23 protein-coding genes are annotated in these 19189 nt (G+C 63.1%); 17 read left to right on the forward strand and 6 right to left on the reverse strand.

Annotated features, from left to right (window positions below; genetic code table 11):
* Window positions 1-97 precede the first annotated feature (97 nt).
* The 10 genes from ACGHN1_RS07370 to ACGHN1_RS07415 are packed head-to-tail and all read left to right on the forward strand — an operon-like array spanning window position 98 to window position 6780.
* Entirely contained in the window at window positions 98-802 is a 705-nt protein-coding gene (locus ACGHN1_RS07370) for a tail fiber protein (RefSeq protein ID WP_390549890.1), read from the forward strand.
* A 23-nt stretch (window positions 803-825) separates the two neighbouring features.
* Complete coding sequence (locus ACGHN1_RS07375; protein WP_390549892.1) at window positions 826-3090, forward strand: hypothetical protein; 2265 nt, start codon at window positions 826-828, stop codon at window positions 3088-3090.
* Window positions 3091-3101: 11 nt separating this feature from the next.
* On the forward strand, window positions 3102-3995 hold the full coding sequence (locus tag ACGHN1_RS07380) for a hypothetical protein (protein WP_390549893.1): 894 nt from the start codon (window positions 3102-3104) through the stop codon (window positions 3993-3995).
* Complete coding sequence (locus tag ACGHN1_RS07385; RefSeq protein WP_390549895.1) at window positions 3992-4393, forward strand: hypothetical protein; 402 nt, start codon at window positions 3992-3994, stop codon at window positions 4391-4393. The genes ACGHN1_RS07380 and ACGHN1_RS07385 overlap by 4 nt, the downstream gene beginning before the upstream one ends.
* Window positions 4393-4989, forward strand: coding sequence for a hypothetical protein (locus tag ACGHN1_RS07390; protein WP_390549896.1), 597 nt, complete (start codon window positions 4393-4395; stop codon window positions 4987-4989). The genes ACGHN1_RS07385 and ACGHN1_RS07390 overlap by 1 nt, the downstream gene beginning before the upstream one ends.
* Window positions 4990-5021: 32 nt before the next feature.
* Entirely contained in the window at window positions 5022-5333 is a 312-nt protein-coding gene (locus tag ACGHN1_RS07395) for a hypothetical protein (protein WP_390549898.1), read from the forward strand.
* Window positions 5330-5923: a lysozyme gene (locus ACGHN1_RS07400; RefSeq protein ID WP_390549899.1), complete on the forward strand. Its 594-nt coding sequence runs from the start codon at window positions 5330-5332 to the stop codon at window positions 5921-5923. The genes ACGHN1_RS07395 and ACGHN1_RS07400 overlap by 4 nt, the downstream gene beginning before the upstream one ends.
* On the forward strand, window positions 5920-6234 hold the full coding sequence (locus ACGHN1_RS07405) for a hypothetical protein (protein WP_390549901.1): 315 nt from the start codon (window positions 5920-5922) through the stop codon (window positions 6232-6234). The genes ACGHN1_RS07400 and ACGHN1_RS07405 overlap by 4 nt, the downstream gene beginning before the upstream one ends.
* On the forward strand, window positions 6231-6602 hold the full coding sequence (locus tag ACGHN1_RS07410) for a hypothetical protein (RefSeq protein ID WP_390549903.1): 372 nt from the start codon (window positions 6231-6233) through the stop codon (window positions 6600-6602). Before ACGHN1_RS07405 ends, ACGHN1_RS07410 begins: the two co-directional genes overlap by 4 nt.
* A 31-nt stretch (window positions 6603-6633) precedes the next feature.
* Complete coding sequence (locus tag ACGHN1_RS07415) at window positions 6634-6780, forward strand: hypothetical protein (protein WP_390549905.1); 147 nt, start codon at window positions 6634-6636, stop codon at window positions 6778-6780.
* Between the two features lie 550 nt (window positions 6781-7330).
* On the opposite strand, the gene ACGHN1_RS07420 is transcribed toward ACGHN1_RS07415, so the two are convergent.
* The 5 genes from ACGHN1_RS07420 to ACGHN1_RS07440 are packed head-to-tail and all read right to left on the reverse strand — an operon-like array spanning window position 7331 to window position 8777.
* Window positions 7331-7618 carry a hypothetical protein gene (locus ACGHN1_RS07420; protein WP_390549907.1) on the reverse strand — a complete coding sequence of 96 codons (288 nt, stop codon included), beginning with the start codon at window positions 7616-7618 and terminating at the stop codon, window positions 7331-7333.
* On the reverse strand, window positions 7605-7826 hold the full coding sequence (locus tag ACGHN1_RS07425) for a hypothetical protein (protein WP_390549909.1): 222 nt from the start codon (window positions 7824-7826) through the stop codon (window positions 7605-7607). The genes ACGHN1_RS07420 and ACGHN1_RS07425 overlap by 14 nt, the downstream gene beginning before the upstream one ends.
* Complete coding sequence (locus tag ACGHN1_RS07430) at window positions 7823-8035, reverse strand: hypothetical protein (RefSeq protein WP_390549910.1); 213 nt, start codon at window positions 8033-8035, stop codon at window positions 7823-7825. Before ACGHN1_RS07430 ends, ACGHN1_RS07425 begins: the two co-directional genes overlap by 4 nt.
* On the reverse strand, window positions 8032-8322 hold the full coding sequence (locus ACGHN1_RS07435; RefSeq protein ID WP_390549911.1) for a hypothetical protein: 291 nt from the start codon (window positions 8320-8322) through the stop codon (window positions 8032-8034). The genes ACGHN1_RS07430 and ACGHN1_RS07435 overlap by 4 nt, the downstream gene beginning before the upstream one ends.
* Window positions 8319-8777: a GIY-YIG nuclease family protein gene (locus tag ACGHN1_RS07440; RefSeq protein WP_390549914.1), complete on the reverse strand. Its 459-nt coding sequence runs from the start codon at window positions 8775-8777 to the stop codon at window positions 8319-8321. Before ACGHN1_RS07440 ends, ACGHN1_RS07435 begins: the two co-directional genes overlap by 4 nt.
* 674 nt (window positions 8778-9451) lie before the next feature.
* Between ACGHN1_RS07440 and ACGHN1_RS07445 the strand changes: the two genes are divergently transcribed.
* The 4 genes from ACGHN1_RS07445 to wrbA all read left to right on the forward strand — a co-directional run bounded on the left by ACGHN1_RS07445 (window position 9452) and on the right by wrbA (window position 13230).
* Window positions 9452-11356, forward strand: coding sequence for a serine hydrolase domain-containing protein (locus ACGHN1_RS07445; protein WP_390549915.1), 1905 nt, complete (start codon window positions 9452-9454; stop codon window positions 11354-11356).
* 116 nt (window positions 11357-11472) lie between these two features.
* Window positions 11473-12108 carry a hypothetical protein gene (locus ACGHN1_RS07450; protein WP_390549919.1) on the forward strand — a complete coding sequence of 212 codons (636 nt, stop codon included), beginning with the start codon at window positions 11473-11475 and terminating at the stop codon, window positions 12106-12108.
* Complete coding sequence (locus ACGHN1_RS07455) at window positions 12089-12388, forward strand: hypothetical protein (protein WP_390549921.1); 300 nt, start codon at window positions 12089-12091, stop codon at window positions 12386-12388. The genes ACGHN1_RS07450 and ACGHN1_RS07455 overlap by 20 nt, the downstream gene beginning before the upstream one ends.
* A 242-nt stretch (window positions 12389-12630) precedes the next feature.
* Complete coding sequence (gene wrbA / locus ACGHN1_RS07460; RefSeq protein ID WP_390549923.1) at window positions 12631-13230, forward strand: NAD(P)H:quinone oxidoreductase; 600 nt, start codon at window positions 12631-12633, stop codon at window positions 13228-13230.
* Window positions 13231-13242: 12 nt separating this feature from the next.
* Here the strand turns inward: wrbA and ACGHN1_RS07465 are convergent, their stop codons facing one another.
* Window positions 13243-13989, reverse strand: a complete 747-nt coding sequence (locus ACGHN1_RS07465; protein ID WP_390549925.1) for an SDR family oxidoreductase — start codon at window positions 13987-13989, stop codon at window positions 13243-13245.
* Window positions 13990-14061: 72 nt separating this feature from the next.
* On the opposite strand from ACGHN1_RS07465, the gene ACGHN1_RS07470 reads away from it, so the two are divergent.
* The 3 genes from ACGHN1_RS07470 (at window position 14062) to ACGHN1_RS07480 (ending at window position 19182) form a co-directional block, all read left to right on the forward strand.
* The gene (locus ACGHN1_RS07470; protein ID WP_390549927.1) at window positions 14062-15366 is read left to right on the forward strand and encodes a cation:proton antiporter; all 1305 of its coding nucleotides are present in this window, start codon (window positions 14062-14064) and stop codon (window positions 15364-15366) included.
* A gap of 114 nt (window positions 15367-15480) precedes the next feature.
* Window positions 15481-16284 (forward strand): phosphoribosylaminoimidazolesuccinocarboxamide synthase, encoded by an 804-nt coding sequence (gene purC / locus ACGHN1_RS07475; protein ID WP_390549929.1) that lies wholly within the window; start codon window positions 15481-15483, stop codon window positions 16282-16284.
* A gap of 114 nt (window positions 16285-16398) precedes the next feature.
* Window positions 16399-19182, forward strand: a complete 2784-nt coding sequence (locus tag ACGHN1_RS07480) for a M16 family metallopeptidase (protein WP_390549931.1) — start codon at window positions 16399-16401, stop codon at window positions 19180-19182.
* Window positions 19183-19189: the final 7 nt, after the last annotated feature.

Consider the following 19189-nt stretch of genomic DNA (forward strand, 5'->3'; position numbering starts at 1 on the left):
TGCCATTCCTCGCAATTCCCAAGGCGACTACTCCCTGCCTGCGGGCACCCTGGTATCGACCGGGGACACAGTTCTCGTCTCCCAGCACAATCCACCCATGCTCGACATCGAGCAGGCGCTTTCCTCTTCCGTCGACCGTGACGGCAAGGGAGGAATGCGGGCGAACCTGCCGATGGGCGGCAACCGGATAACCAACCTCGCACCCGGAATAGACTCGACCGATGCGGTCACGATGTCGCAGGTGTCCGGTGGTGGCGGTACCTCGATAGTCGCGGTGCCGGTCGGCGCGGTGATCGACTATTGGGGCAGCACACCGCCTGCAGGCTTTCTGTTCGCCGCCGGGCAGGCTGTTTCCCGATCTACCTATTCAGCGCTGTTCGCAATTATTGGCACTACCGCTGGAGCGGGTGACGGTTCCACGACGTTCAACCTGCCCGATTATCGCGGGCGGGTTTCATCTGGTCGCGAGAACATGGCCCTCCCGGCTTCCACTCGTCTGACCTCTCTTTCCAGTTCGACACTGGGCGCGACCGGCGGTGCACAGACCCATACCCTGACAACCGCACAGATGCCCGCTCACTCTCACACCGTGACGGACCCCGGCCATACCCATTCCAGCCCTTCCAGCAGCGGGACGGCCGGCGTGGTCAACGGCTTCGATGACATCGCACAAACGACGAGCGGGACGGCGACCACTGGGTCGGCCGCGACCGGCATCACGGTCGCAAGCGCGGGCAGCGGGGAAGCGCATAACAACGTGCAGCCGACCATCATCGCAAACAAGATCATCAGGGCTTTGTAATGGCAATAATCAGACCCTCCGAGTTGCCTGCGGCCGCAACGGTCGACGCAGACGATGATTTGGTCATCGATCGGGGTTCCGCTGTTCAGAAAGCGAAGCCGCTGCAGGTGATCAATGCGGCAATCCCTCTTGCCACGCAGGCGGAGGCCGAGGCAGGCACCGACAATCAAAAGCGCATGACCGCGCTCCGGGTCAAGCAGGCCATTGATGCTCTCGGTGGAGGCGGCGGAACATCCCCCCTGCCCGCGCGGGTCGATTTCATCGCGACCGAGGGGCAGGAGCGCTTCCCCGCGACCGGCTATCTCGAAGACCTCGAACCGCCGTTCTACATGGACGAAGCGGCGGAGGTGCAGTTGAACGGTCAGCCGCTCAATCCCGCCGAGCCGGACGAGCCGGATTACGTTCGTGTCGTCGAGGACGGCGGCACCTACATCACCGTGGCGCAAGACCCGCCTATCGAGGCGGGCGACTGGATCAGCATCCATTCCCAGCAGCTTTCGGCGATGGAGAACGACTCGATTCTCAAGCGCGCCGTGTTCAGTATCGGCAAGAGCGCCCGAGATAAGATGTCCGAGGCGTTTGCTCTCGACGACATCCCCCTTGGTAACGACAGCACCGACGCCAACCGCCTTGCAACCGCGCTCGACGATGGCCGTCGGAACATCCGTCTTCCCGCGAACGGCGGCTCAGAGGATGGCGTCTGGCGGTTCGGCAGTTCGCCATGGAGGATCGAGCCGGTCGATGGTGACTTCGACGACGCGGTGGAGAGCAAGGGCAACCTGACCGCCGATGGCACCAATACAGGTGCGGCAATCAAGGGTCTGACAATCTTCGGCGACGGCCCTGGTCGGACGCAGGTGCGTCAGGACACGCTCGACAACTACCTCTTCAGCATGAACTGCATGAGCGAGGACCCCGAGGACAATTTCGACGACATCGTGTTCCGGGATTTCACGATCCTTGGACCGTGCATGAACAACGAAGCGATCTCGGATGGCGTCCGCGATGTGCAGCATATGATTGCCGCCTTCGGGGTCTCCAACCTCGTTATCGATAACGTCCACGCCTTTGCACCGGCAGGGGACTTCCTCTGGCTGGCAAACTCGCCAGACCCTTCCAAAGTCCGTTACAACACGAACGCCACCATCATGCGCTGTGTGATCGACGGGCTCTGGAAGAACAACCGGAACGCCATTTCCGTTGAAAGCGGCGACGGCGTCCGCATCCTGATGAACGAATTTGTGCGGCTTACCAAAATCGGGTGGCCGGGTCCGATCGACTTCGAGCCTTTCGCGCAAGACCCCGTATATCGCAACCGGCAGATGCTCATCGCATTGAACCGCTTTCTCGATTTCAATGGCGGGGCTCTGTGTGTTTACTCGGCGGCGGGGGTTTATGATCTCCCGGCGTCCGGATTCACGTTCACCAACAATTTTGTCGATGGGTCAGCGCCCGTAGGCGAGACGAACAACAACCGCTGCCTCGATATCTCCGGATCTGGCGAAGACAGCAATCAACCTTCCAACATTCGTGTGTCTCACAATGAAGTGAAAAGTGTCGGACAGCCGTTCCGCGCAATTGGTGCCAACGGCGTAGACATCTCCGACAACGTGTTCATGGATTGCGGGAGCGCGCTACTCGGCGTGAACGGCGCGATCGATGCGGTGAACTACGAGGTCGCCTTCAATCGCAACAAGTGCATTCGGGTTGGCCAGGATAACGGGGCGGTCATTCTCGCACCCCAGCGCCACAAGCGCTGCGAGATGCACGACAACCGGCTGATCGACTGCGGGCGCACTGATGGCGAGGCTGGCTTCGCCTACCTCAACACCTCGGCGACCACAGCGGGCATGTCGCTGCGGAACAACCTAGTCTACAACGACGCCGGGCTGATGAAGGTCTTCGCGGGCAATTCGCAAGGCGATAGCGTTTATGCGGAGGGTGCGGCCAAGAAAGGTAATGAACTCGTCGCCGGCGCGGCCTTCACCGGGGCCGACAGCTACAATCCGCCGATCTCGCCTGCGGGGGCGAACGCCACCGAAACGCTGACCGGCCCGCTCACGCTGGCGAGCAAGGCTTCGACGACGATCGACAAGCCGGTGGCTGGGGCCAAGGTCAACATGGCCTTCGACGTTACCGTCGACTGGGCACCGGCCGCTGGCGAGTTCGTGATCGCGCAGGGCGTGGGCTACGACACTAACGCACTGCGGATCGTGCTGTTCAATCCCGGCAGCGCCTCGATCACCATTCCTTCCGGCACGGTCATCACCGCGATCGAGCGAGCATAAGGACCGTTGTCATGACATCCATATCATTCAAATATGCTGCCGCTCTTCAGGAAATTCTTGAGTTCGTCGAGAACGGCGGGTTGCCCGATATCGAGACCATGGTGGCAAGCGTTGCCGGTCTCACCGGAGAGGTCAGCAAGACAGACCTGAACGCAACTCTTTCGGGAACGGCTGCGGGCGATCTGCTGGCGCTAGATGGCTCGGCGAAGGTTCCATCTGCTCTGCTCCCCTCTGAAATCCTGAACTCCTTGCGCTATCGCGGCACATGGAACGCGACCACCAACGTGCGTTCGGTCGAAGGCACAGCCATGCCGTCTGCCAACGGGTCGAACAAGGGGCACTACTACGTCGTCTCGACGGCGGGCTCCACCAACCTCGACGGTATCACCGACTGGAAGGTGGGCGACTGGGTTATTTCCAACGGCTCGACCTACGACAAGATCGACAACACCGACCTGGTGACGAGCGTGGCGGGATTGCAGGGGGTGATCTCGGCGGCGGACTTGAGAACGGCCTTGGGGGCGCTCCAAGCGGCCAGCACGGCGGAAATTCGCGCGCACAACGGCTCGGGAGGCATCACCGCCACAGGCACGGCGAATGCGCTGGTGGCCGTAGCATTGAGCGATGCAACGACGACTGCGCTGGACTGGACGGCAGGCATCAATTTCACCTGGACTGCATCGGGCAACCGGACGCTTGGAAACCCAAGCAACGCGCTGCCGGGAACGCAGCGCACGATCTACCTTCTTGGCAACAACGCGACCGCGCGGACCATTACCTTCGGCACGAATTACAAGGGCGCGCTTCCTACGCTTTCCGATGTGACCAGCACGAAGGGCTACCTGCTTACCATCCATTGTCTTTCGACAACGCATTTCGTCGTCACGGCGGTGCAGGCGCTATGATCCTCCCCGGCTTTCCTCGGATGAGCATGAACGCGCCTGCCGCACCCGTCTACGTCGTCAACGGCGGCTTCGACAATGCCTCTGGCTGGACGCTTGGTTCTGGCTGGTCGATCAGCGGGGGCGTGGCGGTTGCCTCGACTGCGATAACTGCCATCACCCGAACCTCTAACATCACGCTGGTGCCGGGGACGTATCGGTTCACCTTTACGGTGCTGAATTATGTGAGTGGAACAGTACGACCAATCATAGCCGGGCAGAACGGCTCGGCTCGAAGCAGCAACGGAACCTTCGTCGAGGACATCGTGGTCTCGACCGTTTCCAATCAGCTTATCGGTGTAAGTGCCATCAGTGCCTTCGACGGTCAGATCGACAACATCACCGTCGAGAAGATCGCGTGATGCGGTTTCTCGTCCCCCTCGCCCTCCTGCTGGCCTCCTGCGGGGACGAATACCAGCAGCCGGTCAATGGCTGGGAAGTGGTCGAGACTGTCAGCGGCAAGGATGTCGCGCAAGGCGTGAAGCTGGCCCCTGTGGGCGCGCTGTGGTCGGCCACGATCCTGCCGGGTGCGGAGCTCGACGGGGTGTCCAAGAGCATCGGCCCCATCGCACCGGGCAGCACTGTTCGCATTCGTTACCGCGTGTCGGGCGAAGGGCTTTATCCTGCCCCCGATGCCGATCTCGAGCCCGGCTCGCCTGCCATCCTGACGATCATGATCCAGCGCGCGGGCGACGACTGGAGCGGACGCGGCCAATACAGCGGCTTCCGGCAATACACGACGACCCCGCTTACCCTTGCGCCGGGCGAGCATGAAGCGACCGTGACGCTGGCGCATCCCTGCTGTCACAACGTGCTGGGCCAGCATGGCGGCCTGGAACAGACCCTCGCCGGGGCGCAGCGCATCTGGCTCGCCTTCGGGCATTGGAACGGACGGATGCACGGTGTCCGCGCCGACGAACCTGTCACCTTCGAACTGCTCGCGTTCGAGGTGGTGTGATGCCTGGAACACTCGACGGCGCGCAAACTCGCATGATCGCAGAGGCGGTCGCGGAGGCCACTATCCTTAAGGTCGTGCAGGACCACCCGGAATTGAAAACGAAGCAAGCGGAAATCCCGGCCCCCCTCAAATGGGCGGGAGGCATCATCGCGGCTCTTTTCACCGCCGGAATAACGGGTCTCGGCTTCTGGATCGTGACCACACTGAGCGACGTGCAAGTCACTGTCGCTCGAATGGAAGAACGGACGGCGCTGCAAGACACTTCGCGCGACGACCGGTTCACCGAGATTGAGCGCAGGGTCAACCAGCTAGAAACCTATCATAGAACGGGGGGTGCGCGATGAACCGCAAAATCGTATTCGAAGCGGTGGACAAGCTGGTCCCCGGCATCTGGAACCGCCCCGGCGCGATTGCCGCGATGGACGATGCGATAGACGCTGCGCTCGGCATCATCGTGGTGCGCGCTCCCAAGCCCAAGGGCAGGCAGATCAATGCCGCCGGGGAACGGCTCATCAAGTCGTTCGAGGGTCTGGAACTGACGGCTTATCCAGATCCCGGAACGGGCGGCAAGCCATGGACCATCGGCTACGGCGCGACCGAGGATGAGAACGGCAAGCCCTTCGCGCCCGGAACGACAATCACACAGGAACGCGCCGACGCGCTGTTCGACAAGGATACGGATCGCTTCGAGGCGGCGGTCGAGAGGCTGGCTCCGGTGGCGACCGATAACCAGTTCGCGGCCATGGTCTCCCTGGCATTCAATGTAGGCACCGGCAATTTCGAGAAGTCCACGCTGCTCAAGAAGCACAACGCAGGCGACTACGAAGGGGCCGCTGCCCAGTTCGGTCGCTGGAACCGCGCCGCTGGCAGGGTGATGAAGGGTCTGACCCGCCGCCGTGCCGCCGAGGCCGCGCTCTACAGGAGCGGGACGTGAAACCGTTCTGGTCGGCATTCTTTGCGCGGCTGATGTCTCCGGCCACCGCGCGCTTTGTGCTGGCGCTGATGGCCCTCGGGTTCTCCGCCTACGGCGCGAACATCCTGATCGGGCGCGAAGGCGATGATGCTGGACAGGCGGCTACCTTCGCCGTTGGCCAGCTCTTCGCTTTGGCCACCCTCGCGTTCGGATACTACTTCGGCAGCACCGCGCGCGGCGACGAGAAGCCGATTGAGACCGAGATCGTCAACCCGCCAGATCGACCCGCTCAAGTCGAAGATGTCGATAGCCCGGAAGGAGAAGATCAATGATCGCTCGCATCATCACCACCATCATGGGCAATTGGCAGATAGCCGCCGGTGTTCTCGCCCTCCTGATCGCCACGCACACCCTCTCCTATTGCGAAGGCCGGGACGCTGGACGCGAAGCCACCGAGGCCCGCTACGCCAAGCAGCGCGCCGCAGCCGAAAAGGTCGAAGACAAGAGCGAGGGTCAATCCGCGCAGGAGCGTGAGACCGATCGCCAGACAATCACCGATGCACAGAAGGACCGAGACGATGCCATTCGCAGCACACAAGAAACTGGTCGCCCCTCTGAATCTCGCATTGCTTTGCAGTGTGAGCGCCTGCGGGCAGCCGGAACCGATATTCAGCAGCTACCCGCCTGTCGAGGACGTTAGGGTCGAGCCCAAGCCCGTTCCCGGCCTAGACGTGCTGGAAAGCGAAGAGGCGGCGAACCTCTACGATTCCAAGCTGGAAGGCTGGGGGGAACGTGGCTGGGCGGCTGTTGCCCGTATCTGCCGCGATGCGGTAAGGAAGGGTGCGCCCTACCCCGAAGGCTGGTGCCCGGCCGACTAACCCAGCCTCAACCTCTCGATCTCCACGACATCATCCTCTGGCAGATAGGCTATGATGTCCATAGGCTCGGGACGGTCGCCCCATGTCCAGCAATCGCCGCCTGCGAACATCATCCAATGCTCGGCAGTCTGAACGTCTCTGCGGGTCTCGGTCCCCATGCGGAACATGACGGCAGGACGGGATTGCTCATCGACCGGACAGCCCTTGCCGTTGTGGTGGGTCCAGCCTGGGGGGATTTTGGGCGGTGGCGGGGAACGGCGGCGGACCATCACCCGAAGATAGCGAGAATCGCGCCACCCACCACCAGGATCATCAGAACGGCGTATTCGGCTTTCAGGGGCACCGTAGAACCTCGCTAAGCAACACTACCGCCAGCGCCAGAAACAGCAGCATACCGATCGCGCCGACAAGCTGGCGGGTGGGGCCTGTCATCATCTATACGTCGCAGATAGAATGTCCGAGATCATCGCGCAAATCAGCAGGGTCCAAAGAACGCCAGTAATGCCGAAATCGAACACATAGTATCCGAGCAGGGCGCAGACATACCGCATCACCCCTTCTCCCCAGCAAGAGCGCGGATGTCTTGGGCGAGGTATCTTGATGCTATAGCAGCAGGATTATCGTCAGAGTCGCCGCCCCACTCGTAAGCTGCCTTCTCCGCCACCTTCGCCGCCCGCTCCAGAACGATGGCGATAGCGGCGTCTGCCATGCCATAAGTCACCATAAGCGCCGCGCCAGAGCCATCGTCGAAGGTCATGCGCGTTCGCTGCGGCATCGTTTGTTCGCGAGCCTCCCACATCCCCCGCGCCACCTCTTGCCGCAGATCAATCGGTTCCATTGGGGTGGTCCTTGTGAAAGCGGCCTGAGGCAATGATTATGTCCTGATCGGCAGGGCTAGTTTCGGCCCATGGTCTCGGCGTATATTCCAGCCACAGTCCCACACTCCAATTGCCTTTGCCGTGAGCCGCATCGAGGTCGGCTATTCGCTTCTCGCGGTAGGCATCGTAGGCCGCACCCACCGCCTCCCGTTCTTCCTGTGCTGTCATTGATTTTGCTCCAGGGCTTGGCGGGCGGTGTCCAAAATATCCCAGCACGCATCGCAATCGCCTGTCTTGTCCATGATGGTCTTGAGCGCCTCCCGATACCGGCGAAGGGTGCCGGCGGCTTCGATCAATTCCTCACAGGGCCACGCTATGTCGTCCGCCTCTGCTCGCGCGGTGCTATCCCGCAACCGCTCTTCCAATTCCCTACTCATCCCTGCTTCCTTTCAAGGTGATGGCGGAGTTGCTGGCCGAGAGGGGTGAGGCGGCAGCCGAGAGGCCGGGCGGCTTCAATCGCACCCGAACGCTGGACGTCATTCCATCCCATTTCTATACCCGCCACGGCCCACCGCATTTTGGCGTATCCATGACGAATGGCCCAATTCGCGGCTCGTCCATGCCGCGGCTCGTAGGGTGTCTTGGCAACTCCGCAGTGGTCCAGATAGACCCGCTGCGCCTCTGTCAGCCCAGCAGCCAGCTTATCGAGTTCCTCTTCGGTCATGATGGGTCCTGGGTGGTGTTGAGCCGTTCAATCTCGGCCAGAATGTCAGGGTGCGGGGAGAACCATTCGCCGACGCGCCGATGAGCGGCAAACATTCTGTGGTAGCTTGCTTCTTGTTCGGCCCCGCCGGTAGTGGTGGCGCGAATGAAAAGTTCAGACGGAAACCCTGTTTGAAGGGCTTTCCGTCGCCGTTCTACATCGACAGCGATACCAATCTTAATCGGCCCTTCATGAGCTTGGATGAAATAGACGAACTTCTCCTCGCCAGTGGCCGTTCGATCGCCCAGCATCCGCTCAATGGCCTGCCGAAAACCCACACGCAAACCTTTCTCATAAGCCGCTTGCGGCTCATCTGGAATCCGGTTCACGTAATCGGACAGGTCCCAGCCATCCCGCTCAGTGAGCGAGATAAGTTCCTTGAGACATTCTTCTGCTGTCCTATCTTTGTCGAGCATTGGCGGTCCTTTCGCCGATGTAGGCCCGGGACGAGCGCACCACCGCTCTCTCGGGCCGTTTAGGTTGGACAACCGGACCATTGGACGCCGCAAGACTCTGTTGGGCGCCAGGACTGGTTGGACAGCGCTAAGCGGCTGACTCTGCGAGTATATTGCAGACCGCCCCCGGGCACCATTTCTGCCCGATAACGAAAGCACTGTGTCCCGGGTGTCTGTTGTGCGGTGCCCGCCTGTCCGGGAAGACGGTCCCCAGTGCCGCTGCGGCGTGGGGACCCTTTCGTCGCGGCACCTTCCCGACTCCGTAAATTTCCAGACCCCGCCACAGATCGCACGGCCACTGAGGCCGGACTCCGCTGTTGGTCGATACAATCAGCCGATGGTTGTACCGTCATCGCCGGGCTTCGATTGTTCGTCGAAGCAACCGATCGATCAACGCGAGATGAAGCAAGAACTTGGCCGACCCTCGACTTCTCCTACGTCTATCATCACCTTTCACCGGTACGGGTATCACGCTGACCCAGGGGATTGACCTTTCTGAATGGGACACTAGCATCCTGATCGGAAAAAGAGCCGATCGCTGCCACGCAACGCTCGCCTTGTGTTACCCTGATGTTCGGAGATTTTCGATGACCAAGTTGTTTGCCCTGGCACTGCTTGCGCTTCCTTTCCCTGCCTTGGCCCAACCGGTCGCGGCCGATACTCCGGGTCAAACGGAAGCCGGCATCGAATACGTCCAGCCGAAGGATTGGACGGCCAGCACTTCGGAGAATTCGTTGGCCTTCGCCTCGCCAGAGAACGATCTGCGCATGGTGGTTGTCGACGTGGGGCCGGCGCAAGACGCCGCAGAGGCAGCCGCGAAGGCCTGGGCCGCGATCCCCGGCAGATCTGCCCCCACCCCCCGCAATGTCACCCCGCTTCCCGCGACCAACGGCTGGGAGGAGCGTGCCTCGGTCAGTTACGAAACCCTTCCGAGCGAGCATGCAACCCGTTCCGCCCTGGCGCTGCGGTTCGGTGGCGAGTGGACCGTCCTTATTGTGGATGGGTCCTCCGCGACCGCGGCAAAGCGTTCGGCAGCCCTGCAGGTCGTGCAGCAAGGTTTGCGTCCCGCAGGCTTTGCAGAAGAGAGTTTCGCAGGAAAGACAGCCAATGCCCTGACCCCCGAACGGATCAAGGCGATGACCGATTTCGTGGAGGAAAGTCGCGAGGCGCTCCGCGTCCCCGGAGTGGGCTTCGCGCTCATCGACGACGGCAAGGTCGCCTGGGAGGGCGGTTTCGGGGTACGCGCGCTGGGTTCGCCCGAGCCTGTCGACGCCGATACCAAATTCATGATCGCGTCGAATACCAAGGGCATGACCACGCTTCTGCTTTCGGTGCTAGCCGACGAAGGCAAGCTCGACTGGGATCAGAAGGTCGTCGACCTCTACCCGGACTTCCGGCTCGGCAACGCCGCCGTCACCCAGTCGGTACTGGTCCGCCATCTGGTCTGCGCCTGCACCGGCCTGCCCCGCAAAGACTTCAACTTCATCCTGGCGGATCCCGGCGCACCGGCGATAGATACGTTTACGCAGCTTGCCGACACCATGCCGACAAGCGAATTCGGAGATCTGTTTCAATACAGCAACCAGTTGGCATCTGCCGCGGGATACGTCGCCGGCCATCTGCTGCATCCCGAACTGGAACTCGGCATCGCCTATGATCGCGCGATGCAGGAAAAAATCTTCGATCCCCTGGGGATGGACACCGCCACATTCGATTACGACGAGGGAATGGCCGGAAACTGGGCTGCGCCCCATGGGATCGACATCGACGGCGAAGTCGTGCGCATGTCGAATGATTTCAACTACGCTCCCTATCCCTATCGGCCGGCCGGCGCCGCCTTTGCCAGCACCAAGGACATGATCCGGTACGTGCAGCTGGAATTGTCGAAAGGCGTCACGCCGGAAGGCGAGCGTGTGGTCAGCGAGGAAAACCTTCTCGCGCGGCGCGAGAAGGGCGTTCAGGTCGGGCCCGGCAGTTGGTACGGCATGGGACTGTTCCAGCGTGACGCATGGGGCGTGCCCGTCGTCACCCACGGCGGCACGCTGCTCGGCTATCACAGCAACTGGTATGTCCTGCCCGAAGAAGACATCGGCCTTGTCATACTGACCAATTCCGATCCCGGGGCGCAGATGCTGGGGCCGGTGCTCCGGCGCTTGCTCGAGGTGCTTTACGACGGAAAGCCAGAGGCTGCGACCGAAGTGGCCGCCGCCGCCGGCCGTATCGAGGCGCAAGCCACTGCCCGTAGGGAGCGCCTGACATATCCCGGTGATCCCGCCGTCCTAGCCGGTCTGGCCAAACATTACGTCGACCCATCGGTCGGTCAGATCACCATCAGCGAACGCGGCGGTCAGAAATGGCTCGACGCAGGCTTCGTGGAAGGGCCCATCGCAACGCGCGCCAACGCCGATGGCAGCGTCTCGATCGTCTCCGTGGGTCCGGGCAGCATCGGGATCGAGGCGCTGGTCGGATCGCGGGACGGCAAGCGCACTCTCACCATCAGCGACGGTCAGCAGAGCCAGTTCGTCTACGTCGAGGACTGAGAGGTGTGGCAGGTTTCGCTCTGCGGAGCCCTTCCCTTCCTGTCTAGCTGGCGTTCAGGAGCGAAGTCTTACCTCGGACACGGGACCGCAGAAAGCACCGTGTCGGAGGAAATGCGATGAAGACAGCCGGTTCGTTGGCAGCAGTTTGCCTGGTCCTGTGCAGTGTCGGAGCGTCTGCGGACGCTCAAGAAAATGTTCAAGTCACCCCCGCTACGAGCGCTGCCCCCGATGCGCTGATCGACCTGGAGCGTTGGCGGACCCGTTGGGTCATGCATGCGAAGTTCGCAGGCGGCGATCGCAAGCTGTTGTTCGATACAGGAGGTGGCCTGACACTGCTGCATCCCGATGTCCTGGCCGCAGCAGATTGCAAGCTCTGGGGGCGAATCACGGGGTTCAGGATGTTCGGGGAGCGGGGGGATGGACCGCGCTGCAACGGCATGGATTTGACGGTGTCGGGTCTCCAGCTTCGCCCGCCTATTCTCGGTGCAATCAATCTCGGAAAGATCAATCCGGCAGATGCGGAGCTCGATGGAATCGCTTCTTTGAACATGTTCGAAGGCAGGGTGATCACGCTGAACCTTGGCGAAGGTGAGATCATCGTGGAATCGCCTTCTAGCTTCGAGGAAAGGATCCAGGTCGATGCGGCCTTTCCCGATCCGGCTCAAGCGCGAGGTCGAAGGTCTCGCGCTGGCGGTCATGGCGGAAGTCGCGACGGAACGGGGCCCGGTCTGGATGGAGCTGGATTCTGGTAACGGCGGTACGGTGCTGGTTGCCCGGCACAATGCCGAATTGTTCGGATTGAAACCCGACGAAGAGGGCCCGCAATCGGGAAATGTCCGGGTAACCGACAATGTGGCAGTCGGTTCAAATCATATCTTCACGCCGGACATGATCATGGACGGGAACCTCGGCATGCCCTTCTTGCACGAGTGGATCATCACCGTCGACCTCAGGACCGGCCAGGCATGGATAGTCCCGAACGATGACGCCGGACCAGCACCTTCGCCAGTCCTTCCAGCCTCCGGGGATTAGAGTTTGAACTCGCCGATCTAGTGGAGCGGGTTCGGTACCGATCGGTCCGGACCCGGCGCATTACCCCGCATTAATGATGCGCCTGCGCAAATGGAGAGGTTCTGCGCGAAGCACCAGATGCGATCGCATCGACAAGCGATTTCTTTCAGATGCCCGGTTCCTCGCGGTTTCCTGTCGGAAACATTGTCGCGGCTCCGCGGTTGGTCGGGATGAAATCCCCCCACCATAATCAGGAGCACACGATGACCCGCATTCTCGTTTTATATTACTCGTCCTACGGTCACGTCGGAAAAATGGCCGAAGCCATTGCCGAAGGCGTCCGTGAAGGCGGCGGAGAGGCGGTGATCCGGCATGTGCCCGAAACCGCACCCGAGGAAGTCGCCAAGAACGCGGGCTTCCAGCCGATGGCGCACGATCAGATCGAAGGGCCTGACCATCTGGCGCAGTATGACGGCATCGTCGTCGGTTCGCCGACCCGCTACGGGCGCATGTCGAGCCAGATGGCGGCATTCTGGGACCAGACCGGCGGGCTGTGGCAGAAGGGCGCGCTGATCGGCAAGGTCGGCGCCGCCTTCACCTCAACCGCCAGCCAGCACGGCGGGCAGGAAACGACGCTGTGGTCGATCCTCAACAATCTGCTGCACATGGGCATGACGGTGGTCGGGCTGGACTACGGCTTCGACGGCCAGATGGGCGTGGAGGAGGTCAAGGGCGGCGCGCCCTACGGAGCGACCACGATCGCCGGCGGCGACGGCAGCCGCCAGCCGAGCGAAGTCGAGCTCGCCGGAGCGCGCTACCTCGGCAAGCGGGTGGCGCAGACGGCGGCCAAGCTCACCGCCTGAGCCACCGGCACGTCACTCGCTCCGCTGGGCGAGCATCCTCGCCAGCATCTCCTGGCGTTCCTCGACCTTCCCCTCCCGCTCCGCATTGCGCAGCGGGAGGACGTTGGCGACGAGGTTCTCGACCGGGGTCGGGTCCTTCTCGAAATTGGCCATCGTCTCGTCGATATAGTCATCGAGCGGCATGTAGCCCTCGCGCGTCGCCTGTCCCGGCGTGAGACCCGTCTGGACGGCCGGCGGGGCGATCTCGATCACCGCGATGTCGCCCTTCAGCTGCTGGCGAAGTTGCAGCGAATAGGAGTGCACGCCGGCCTTGCTGGCGCTGTAGGCCGGCCCGGTCGGCAGCGGCACGAAGGCAAGGCCGCTGCTGGTGGTGCAGATCGTCGCGCCGGGCTTTCCGGACAGCTGCGGAATGAAGGCCTCGCACATCCGCATCGTTCCGAGCAGATTGATGTCGATAATGCGCCGCGCCAGTTCCATGTCCCCCCTGTCGTCGAGGCTCATGATCCCGGCCCCGTTGATCAGCATGTTGCAATCGGGGAATTCTCGCGCGATCCGCTCGGCGCAATCCGCCACCGAGGCATCGTCCGCGACGTCGAGGACCTGGCTATGGATGTTCTCGTGCCCCTGGGCGGTTTCTTCCAAGCTCGCCTCGGTCCGCCCGGCAACGATCACCGTGTTCCCCAGTTGGGCGAACCGCCAAGCCAGCGCCTGGCCAATACCCGATCCGCCGCCGGTGATCAGGATGGTGTTGTCGGTCATTCGCATGGGCAATCTCCTTCGCGAACTATCTAGGATGCCCGCACTTGTCTTGAAAGCTCCGGCAGCTAGGCAATGGCCATGCACGCAACCTCTTCCGCGCTGTCGCCCTTCGACATGGCCGCCATGCTGGTGGTCGCCTCCGCGCTGCTGGGCTGGTTCAATCATCACTATCTCAAGCTGCCCCATGTCATCGGACTGACGGTGATGGGCGCGCTCGCCGCGCTCGGGTTGATGGTGGCCAATGCCCTGATCCCCGGCGTGACGCTGGACGACACCGTGGCGCGGCTGCTCGAGCAGATGAATTTCACCGAGACGCTGCTGCAGGGCATGCTGAGCTTCCTGCTTTTCGCCGGGGCCCTGCATGTCGATCTCGACCGGCTGAAGGCGAGCTGGCTGCCGGTGCTGCTGCTCTCGACCATCGGCGTGATCGTCTCGACCCTGCTGGTCGGCTTTGCCACCTGGGGGCTGGGCCTGGTCCTTGGCCTTTCGATCGCGCCGATCTGGTACTTCGTCTTCGGCGCGCTGATCGCTCCCACCGATCCGGTATCCGTGCTCGGCGTCCTCAAGGAAGAAGATGTCCCCCTGTCACTGCAGAGCGCGGTGGCGGGCGAGAGCCTGTTCAACGACGGCGTCGGCATCGTCGTCTTCACCATCCTGCTCGGCGCGGCGGTGACCGGCGCGGATTTCTCGCTGGCCGAGGGCGCGCGGCTGTTCGCGATCGAGGCGGGCGGCGGCGTGCTCGTCGGCCTGGTGGCCGGTTTCCTCGGCTACCGGGCGCTCGCCGGAATGGACGAATACGGTCTCGAGGTCCTCATCACCCTCGCCATCGTCATGGGCGGATACGCGCTGTGCAGCGCGCTGCATATCTCCGGCCCGCTGGCCATGGCGGTGGCCGGGCTGCTGATCGGCAATCACGGCGTAACCTACGCCATGAGCGACGTGACCCGTGACTATGTGGTCAAGTTCTGGGAGATCGTCGACGAACTGCTCAATTCGGTGCTGTTCCTTCTCATCGGCCTCGAGCTGATCGCGCTTGTTCCGGGCGTGAACGAGGTGATCCTGGCCGTGGCCGCGATCCCGATCACCCTCGCCGCCCGCGCGATCGCGGTGGCCGGGGCGACCAAGGCCATTCCTGCCGCCCGGCTTCAGGAACAGGGGGCCAGCCGGGTGCTGTGGTGGGGCGGGCTGCGCGGCGGCATATCCATCGCGCTCGCCCTGTCCCTGCCCGCCGGCGACACCCGCAGTCTGATCCTCGCCGCGACCTTCGGTGCGGTGCTGTTCAGCGTTCTCGTCCAGCGTGCGACGCTCGGCCGGCTGATCGACAGCCTCAAGGCCAAGCACGCCCCCGCGGTCGAGAGCGGACCGACCTTGCATTGATTGCTCTGCGGAAACGCCTCATGTAAGGGCCTTCGCGACTGCCCCGGCCGCCGGATGGCGCGATCACCGCACCGTCCAGGGGCACGCATTTTCAGGCCGAAGGAATTCTAGCACATGGCTCGTCGTCGCCAGATTTACGAAGGCAAGGCCAAGATCCTCTACGAAGGCCCCGAGCCCGGCACCATCATCCAGTATTTCAAGGACGATGCGACCGCCTTCAACGCCCAGAAGAAGGGCATGATCAACGGCAAGGGCGTGATCAACAACCGCATCAGCGAATATGTCTTCACACGCCTGTCGCACATCGGCGTGCCGACCCATTTCATTCGCCGGCTGAACATGCGCGAGCAGCTCGTCCGCCAGGTCGAGATCGTGCCGATCGAAGTGGTGGTACGTAACGTCGCCGCCGGCTCGATCTGCAAGCGTCTGGGGATCGAGGAAGGCGAGCCGCTGCCCCACACGCTGATCGAATATTACTACAAGGACGATGCCCTGGGCGATCCGCTGATCGCGGAAGAGCACATCGCCTGCTTCAACTGGGCGAGCAACGAGGAGATGCAGGACATCTCCAGCATGGCGATCCGCATCAACGATTTCCTCTGCGGCATGTTTGCGGCGATCGACATCCGCCTGGTCGATTTCAAGCTCGAGTTCGGCCGGTTGTGGGACGGCGACTACAGCCGCATCATCCTCGCCGATGAAATCAGTCCGGATGGCTGCCGGTTGTGGGACATCAACACCAACGAGAAGATGGACAAGGACCGCTTTCGCCAGGACCTGGGCGGCGAGGAAGAGGCCTATCGCGAAGTCGCGCGCCGGCTCGGCATTCTCGACGGGAACGATAACGGCAATGCCGGCGAGGTCTTCGACCTCAGCGCCCACCGCGGCCGCCTGCGCGGCAACAAGCCTAAGAAATAAGGGCACGCGGTCGTAGCCCGGGGTTCAGGCGCAATGCGTCATAGCGGGCCGATGCCCGGAAGACGATTGGCGGGGCGGCTCGCGCTTGCCCTGCTCCTGACCTCAGCCTCTGCAGTGCCCCTCGCTGCCCAGCCCGTGGGATGGGACCCGGCCGAGTGGGAACTGGAGGACAGCGAATTCGAGCCCGAAGACGGCTGGCATTTCGGCGTCCTAGAGAACGGCATGCGCTATATCGTCCGGCGCAACGACCGTCCCGAGGGCACGGCTCTGGTGCGGATGGAAGTCGCCGCCGGATCGCTCGACGAGCGCGAGGACGAACGCGGCTTCGCTCACTTCGTCGAGCACATGGCCTTCAACGGCAGCACCAATGTGCCCGAGGGAGAGATGATCCGGCTGCTCGAACGCGAAGGCCTGGCCTTCGGAGCCGACACCAACGCCTCGACCGGCTTCGAGCGCACGCAGTACAAGCTCGACCTCCCCCGCGCCGATCCGGACCTGCTCGACACCGCGCTGATGCTTATGCGCGAGACCGTCGGTGAGTTGACCTTCGCAGAGGCAGCCGTGGAGCGGGAAAAAGGGGTGATCCTGTCCGAACGGCGCGTGCGCAACACCTACGCACTCCAGAACACGCTCGATGGCCTGGAATTCGCTTATCCCGAGGCCCGCGCGGCCCGGCGCCTTCCGATCGGCGCGATCGAGACGCTCGAGGCTGCCGACGCGGAGTCCCTACGCGCGTTCTGGCAGCGCGAATACGTCCCGTCGGACACGGTTCTGGTGGTCGTCGGCGATTTCGATCCGGCTGTCGTCGAGGCGAAGATTCGCGCCGCGTTCGCCGGTTGGCAGGCTTCCCCCTCGCCCGATCAGCCCGCTGCCGGGCCCGTCGATCCCGACAGCGCCGGCAAGACGGACATCTACCTCGATCCGGCGCTCCCTGAAACCATCACACTGATGCGGCACGCGCCCTTCGTCGACAGGCCGGACACGCGCGCAGAGCGCTTCGAGGCACTGCTGCGCAGCGTCGGCGCCCGGATCATGGCGCGGCGCATCCAGCGGCTCACCCGGCAGGAGGACCCGCCGCTGCGCGCTGCTCAGTTCGGCTCGAGCGATTTTTTCGAAGCGGCGCGCACATCGCAACTGGTCGTCGTGAGCGAGGATGGCGAATGGCGCGAAGGTCTGACCGCAGCCGTCGCCGAATATCGCCATGCCCTCGAGTACGGTTTCAGCGAGGCCGAAGTCGCCGAACAGGTCGCCAACATCCGCGCCGCGCTCGAAAACGCCGCCGCCAATGCCGCCACCCGCTCGAATGCCAGCCTGGTCGGCCAGGCCTTTCGCATTGCGCGGGGCGAGGCTGTCCCCGACAGTCCGGCCGACACGCTCGCCCGGTTCGAGGAACAGGTCGAGGCGATCACCGCGGACCGGGTGCTCGCGGCGATGCGCGCAGATGCGATCGCGCTCGACGAGCCGCTGATCCGCTACACCGGGAAAAACGCGCCGGCAGGAGGCGAACAGGCGCTGAGGTCTTCGGTCGAGACGGCCTTCGCGATGGCTGTCGAGCCTGGCCAAGCCGCCGAAACGGAGGAATTCGCCTATTCCGATTTCGGCGAGGCCGGGACGATCGTGGCCGACACGCGCGAGGATGCGTTCGGCATCCGCACCGTCCGCTTCGCCAACGGCGTTATGCTCAACCTCAAGCAGACCGACCTCGAGGACGACAGGGTCTGGGTCCGCCTCAATCTCGACGGCGGCAAGATGCTGGAGACCCGCGCCGACCCATTGGCGGTGGAACTCGCGCCTTTGCTCCCCGCCGGCGGCCTCGGACGCCACAGCCGCGACGAACTTCAAACGATCCTGGCGGGCCGTTCGGTAGGCATTAGCTTCGGTGCCGGGGACGAAACCTTCGTGGCCAGCGCTGTAACCACACCGCGCGATCTGGAGCTTCAATTGCACTATTTCGCCGCCAGCCTCGTCGATCCGGGTTACCGGCCCGAAGGTCTTGGCCCCTGGCGCGCCAGTCTCGACGACTTCTTCGCTCGGCTCGGCCAAACCCCGGCCTCGGCCCTCGCCGAAGGGTTGGGTCCGATTCTGTCCGATAGCGACCCGCGCTTTACGCGGCAGCCGATCGAGGCCTATCGCGCTCTCGACTACGCTGGCCTGCGCGCCGCGATCGCCGACCGGTTGGCGAGCGGCGCGATCGAGATCGGAATTGTCGGAGATATCGACGAGGACGCGGTGATCGCCGCGGTCGCCGAGACCTTCGGCGCCCTCCCCCCGCGCGAAGCCACTTTCCGCGGGTATTCCGGCGAAAGACGGACGCGCAGCTTCACCGCTGATCGTTCTCCCCGCACGCTAACGCATTCCGGAGAGCTTGATCAGGCACTCGTCAGGTTGGTGTGGCCGACAACCGACGACGACGACTGGGCTCTTACCAGTCGTCTGACCCTGCTCGAACGGGTCGCCCGGCTCGCGCTCACAGAGAAGCTGCGCGAGGAACTGGGGCAAACCTACTCTCCGTCCGCCGACAGCAACCAATCGCGCGTGTACGATGATTACGGCACCTTCTCGATCCAGGCCGAAGTCGATGTCGGGCAGGTCGAGGCGGGGCGGCAGGCGATGATCGAGACGGTCGAGGCGCTCGCAAGCGGTGGGATCGACGACGATCTGCTGGAACGCGCCCGCCGCCCGCTGATCGAGGCGCTCGACAACCGGTTGAAGAGCAACACCGTGTGGCTGGGTCTCGTCGATCGCGCGCAAAGCCGTCCGGAAGACGTCGAGCGCTTTCTGCAGGCCAAGGAACGCCAGCTGACGATCACCCCGGACGAGCTGACCGCTCTGGCGCGAACCTATCTCGTTCCGACCGCGGCGGTGACGGTGACCGTCCTTCCGGAACAGGCGAACTGACGCCGCA

This window comes from Qipengyuania sp. MTN3-11, from assembly GCF_042851825.1.
Classification (GTDB): domain Bacteria; phylum Pseudomonadota; class Alphaproteobacteria; order Sphingomonadales; family Sphingomonadaceae; genus Qipengyuania.

What these genes read in the sequence shown, in the direction of transcription:
- ACGHN1_RS07370 (WP_390549890.1), top strand. Translation starts at nt 98, where the DNA reads ATGCTCGACATCGAGCAGGCGCTTTCCTCTTCCGTCGACCGTGACGGC.
- ACGHN1_RS07380 (WP_390549893.1), top strand. Translation starts at nt 3,102, where the DNA reads ATGACATCCATATCATTCAAATATGCTGCCGCTCTTCAGGAAATTCTT.
- ACGHN1_RS07385 (WP_390549895.1), top strand. Translation starts at nt 3,992, where the DNA reads ATGATCCTCCCCGGCTTTCCTCGGATGAGCATGAACGCGCCTGCCGCA.
- ACGHN1_RS07390 (WP_390549896.1), top strand. Translation starts at nt 4,393, where the DNA reads ATGCGGTTTCTCGTCCCCCTCGCCCTCCTGCTGGCCTCCTGCGGGGAC.
- ACGHN1_RS07395 (WP_390549898.1), top strand. Translation starts at nt 5,022, where the DNA reads ATGATCGCAGAGGCGGTCGCGGAGGCCACTATCCTTAAGGTCGTGCAG.
- ACGHN1_RS07400 (WP_390549899.1), top strand. Translation starts at nt 5,330, where the DNA reads ATGAACCGCAAAATCGTATTCGAAGCGGTGGACAAGCTGGTCCCCGGC.
- ACGHN1_RS07410 (WP_390549903.1), top strand. Translation starts at nt 6,231, where the DNA reads ATGATCGCTCGCATCATCACCACCATCATGGGCAATTGGCAGATAGCC.
- ACGHN1_RS07420 (WP_390549907.1), bottom strand. Translation starts at nt 7,618, where the DNA reads ATGGAACCGATTGATCTGCGGCAAGAGGTGGCGCGGGGGATGTGGGAG.
- ACGHN1_RS07425 (WP_390549909.1), bottom strand. Translation starts at nt 7,826, where the DNA reads ATGACAGCACAGGAAGAACGGGAGGCGGTGGGTGCGGCCTACGATGCC.
- ACGHN1_RS07430 (WP_390549910.1), bottom strand. Translation starts at nt 8,035, where the DNA reads ATGAGTAGGGAATTGGAAGAGCGGTTGCGGGATAGCACCGCGCGAGCA.
- ACGHN1_RS07435 (WP_390549911.1), bottom strand. Translation starts at nt 8,322, where the DNA reads ATGACCGAAGAGGAACTCGATAAGCTGGCTGCTGGGCTGACAGAGGCG.
- ACGHN1_RS07440 (WP_390549914.1), bottom strand. Translation starts at nt 8,777, where the DNA reads ATGCTCGACAAAGATAGGACAGCAGAAGAATGTCTCAAGGAACTTATC.
- ACGHN1_RS07450 (WP_390549919.1), top strand. Translation starts at nt 11,473, where the DNA reads ATGAAGACAGCCGGTTCGTTGGCAGCAGTTTGCCTGGTCCTGTGCAGT.
- ACGHN1_RS07455 (WP_390549921.1), top strand. Translation starts at nt 12,089, where the DNA reads ATGGAGCTGGATTCTGGTAACGGCGGTACGGTGCTGGTTGCCCGGCAC.
- wrbA (WP_390549923.1), top strand. Translation starts at nt 12,631, where the DNA reads ATGACCCGCATTCTCGTTTTATATTACTCGTCCTACGGTCACGTCGGA.
- ACGHN1_RS07465 (WP_390549925.1), bottom strand. Translation starts at nt 13,989, where the DNA reads ATGACCGACAACACCATCCTGATCACCGGCGGCGGATCGGGTATTGGC.
- ACGHN1_RS07470 (WP_390549927.1), top strand. Translation starts at nt 14,062, where the DNA reads ATGGCCATGCACGCAACCTCTTCCGCGCTGTCGCCCTTCGACATGGCC.
- purC (WP_390549929.1), top strand. Translation starts at nt 15,481, where the DNA reads ATGGCTCGTCGTCGCCAGATTTACGAAGGCAAGGCCAAGATCCTCTAC.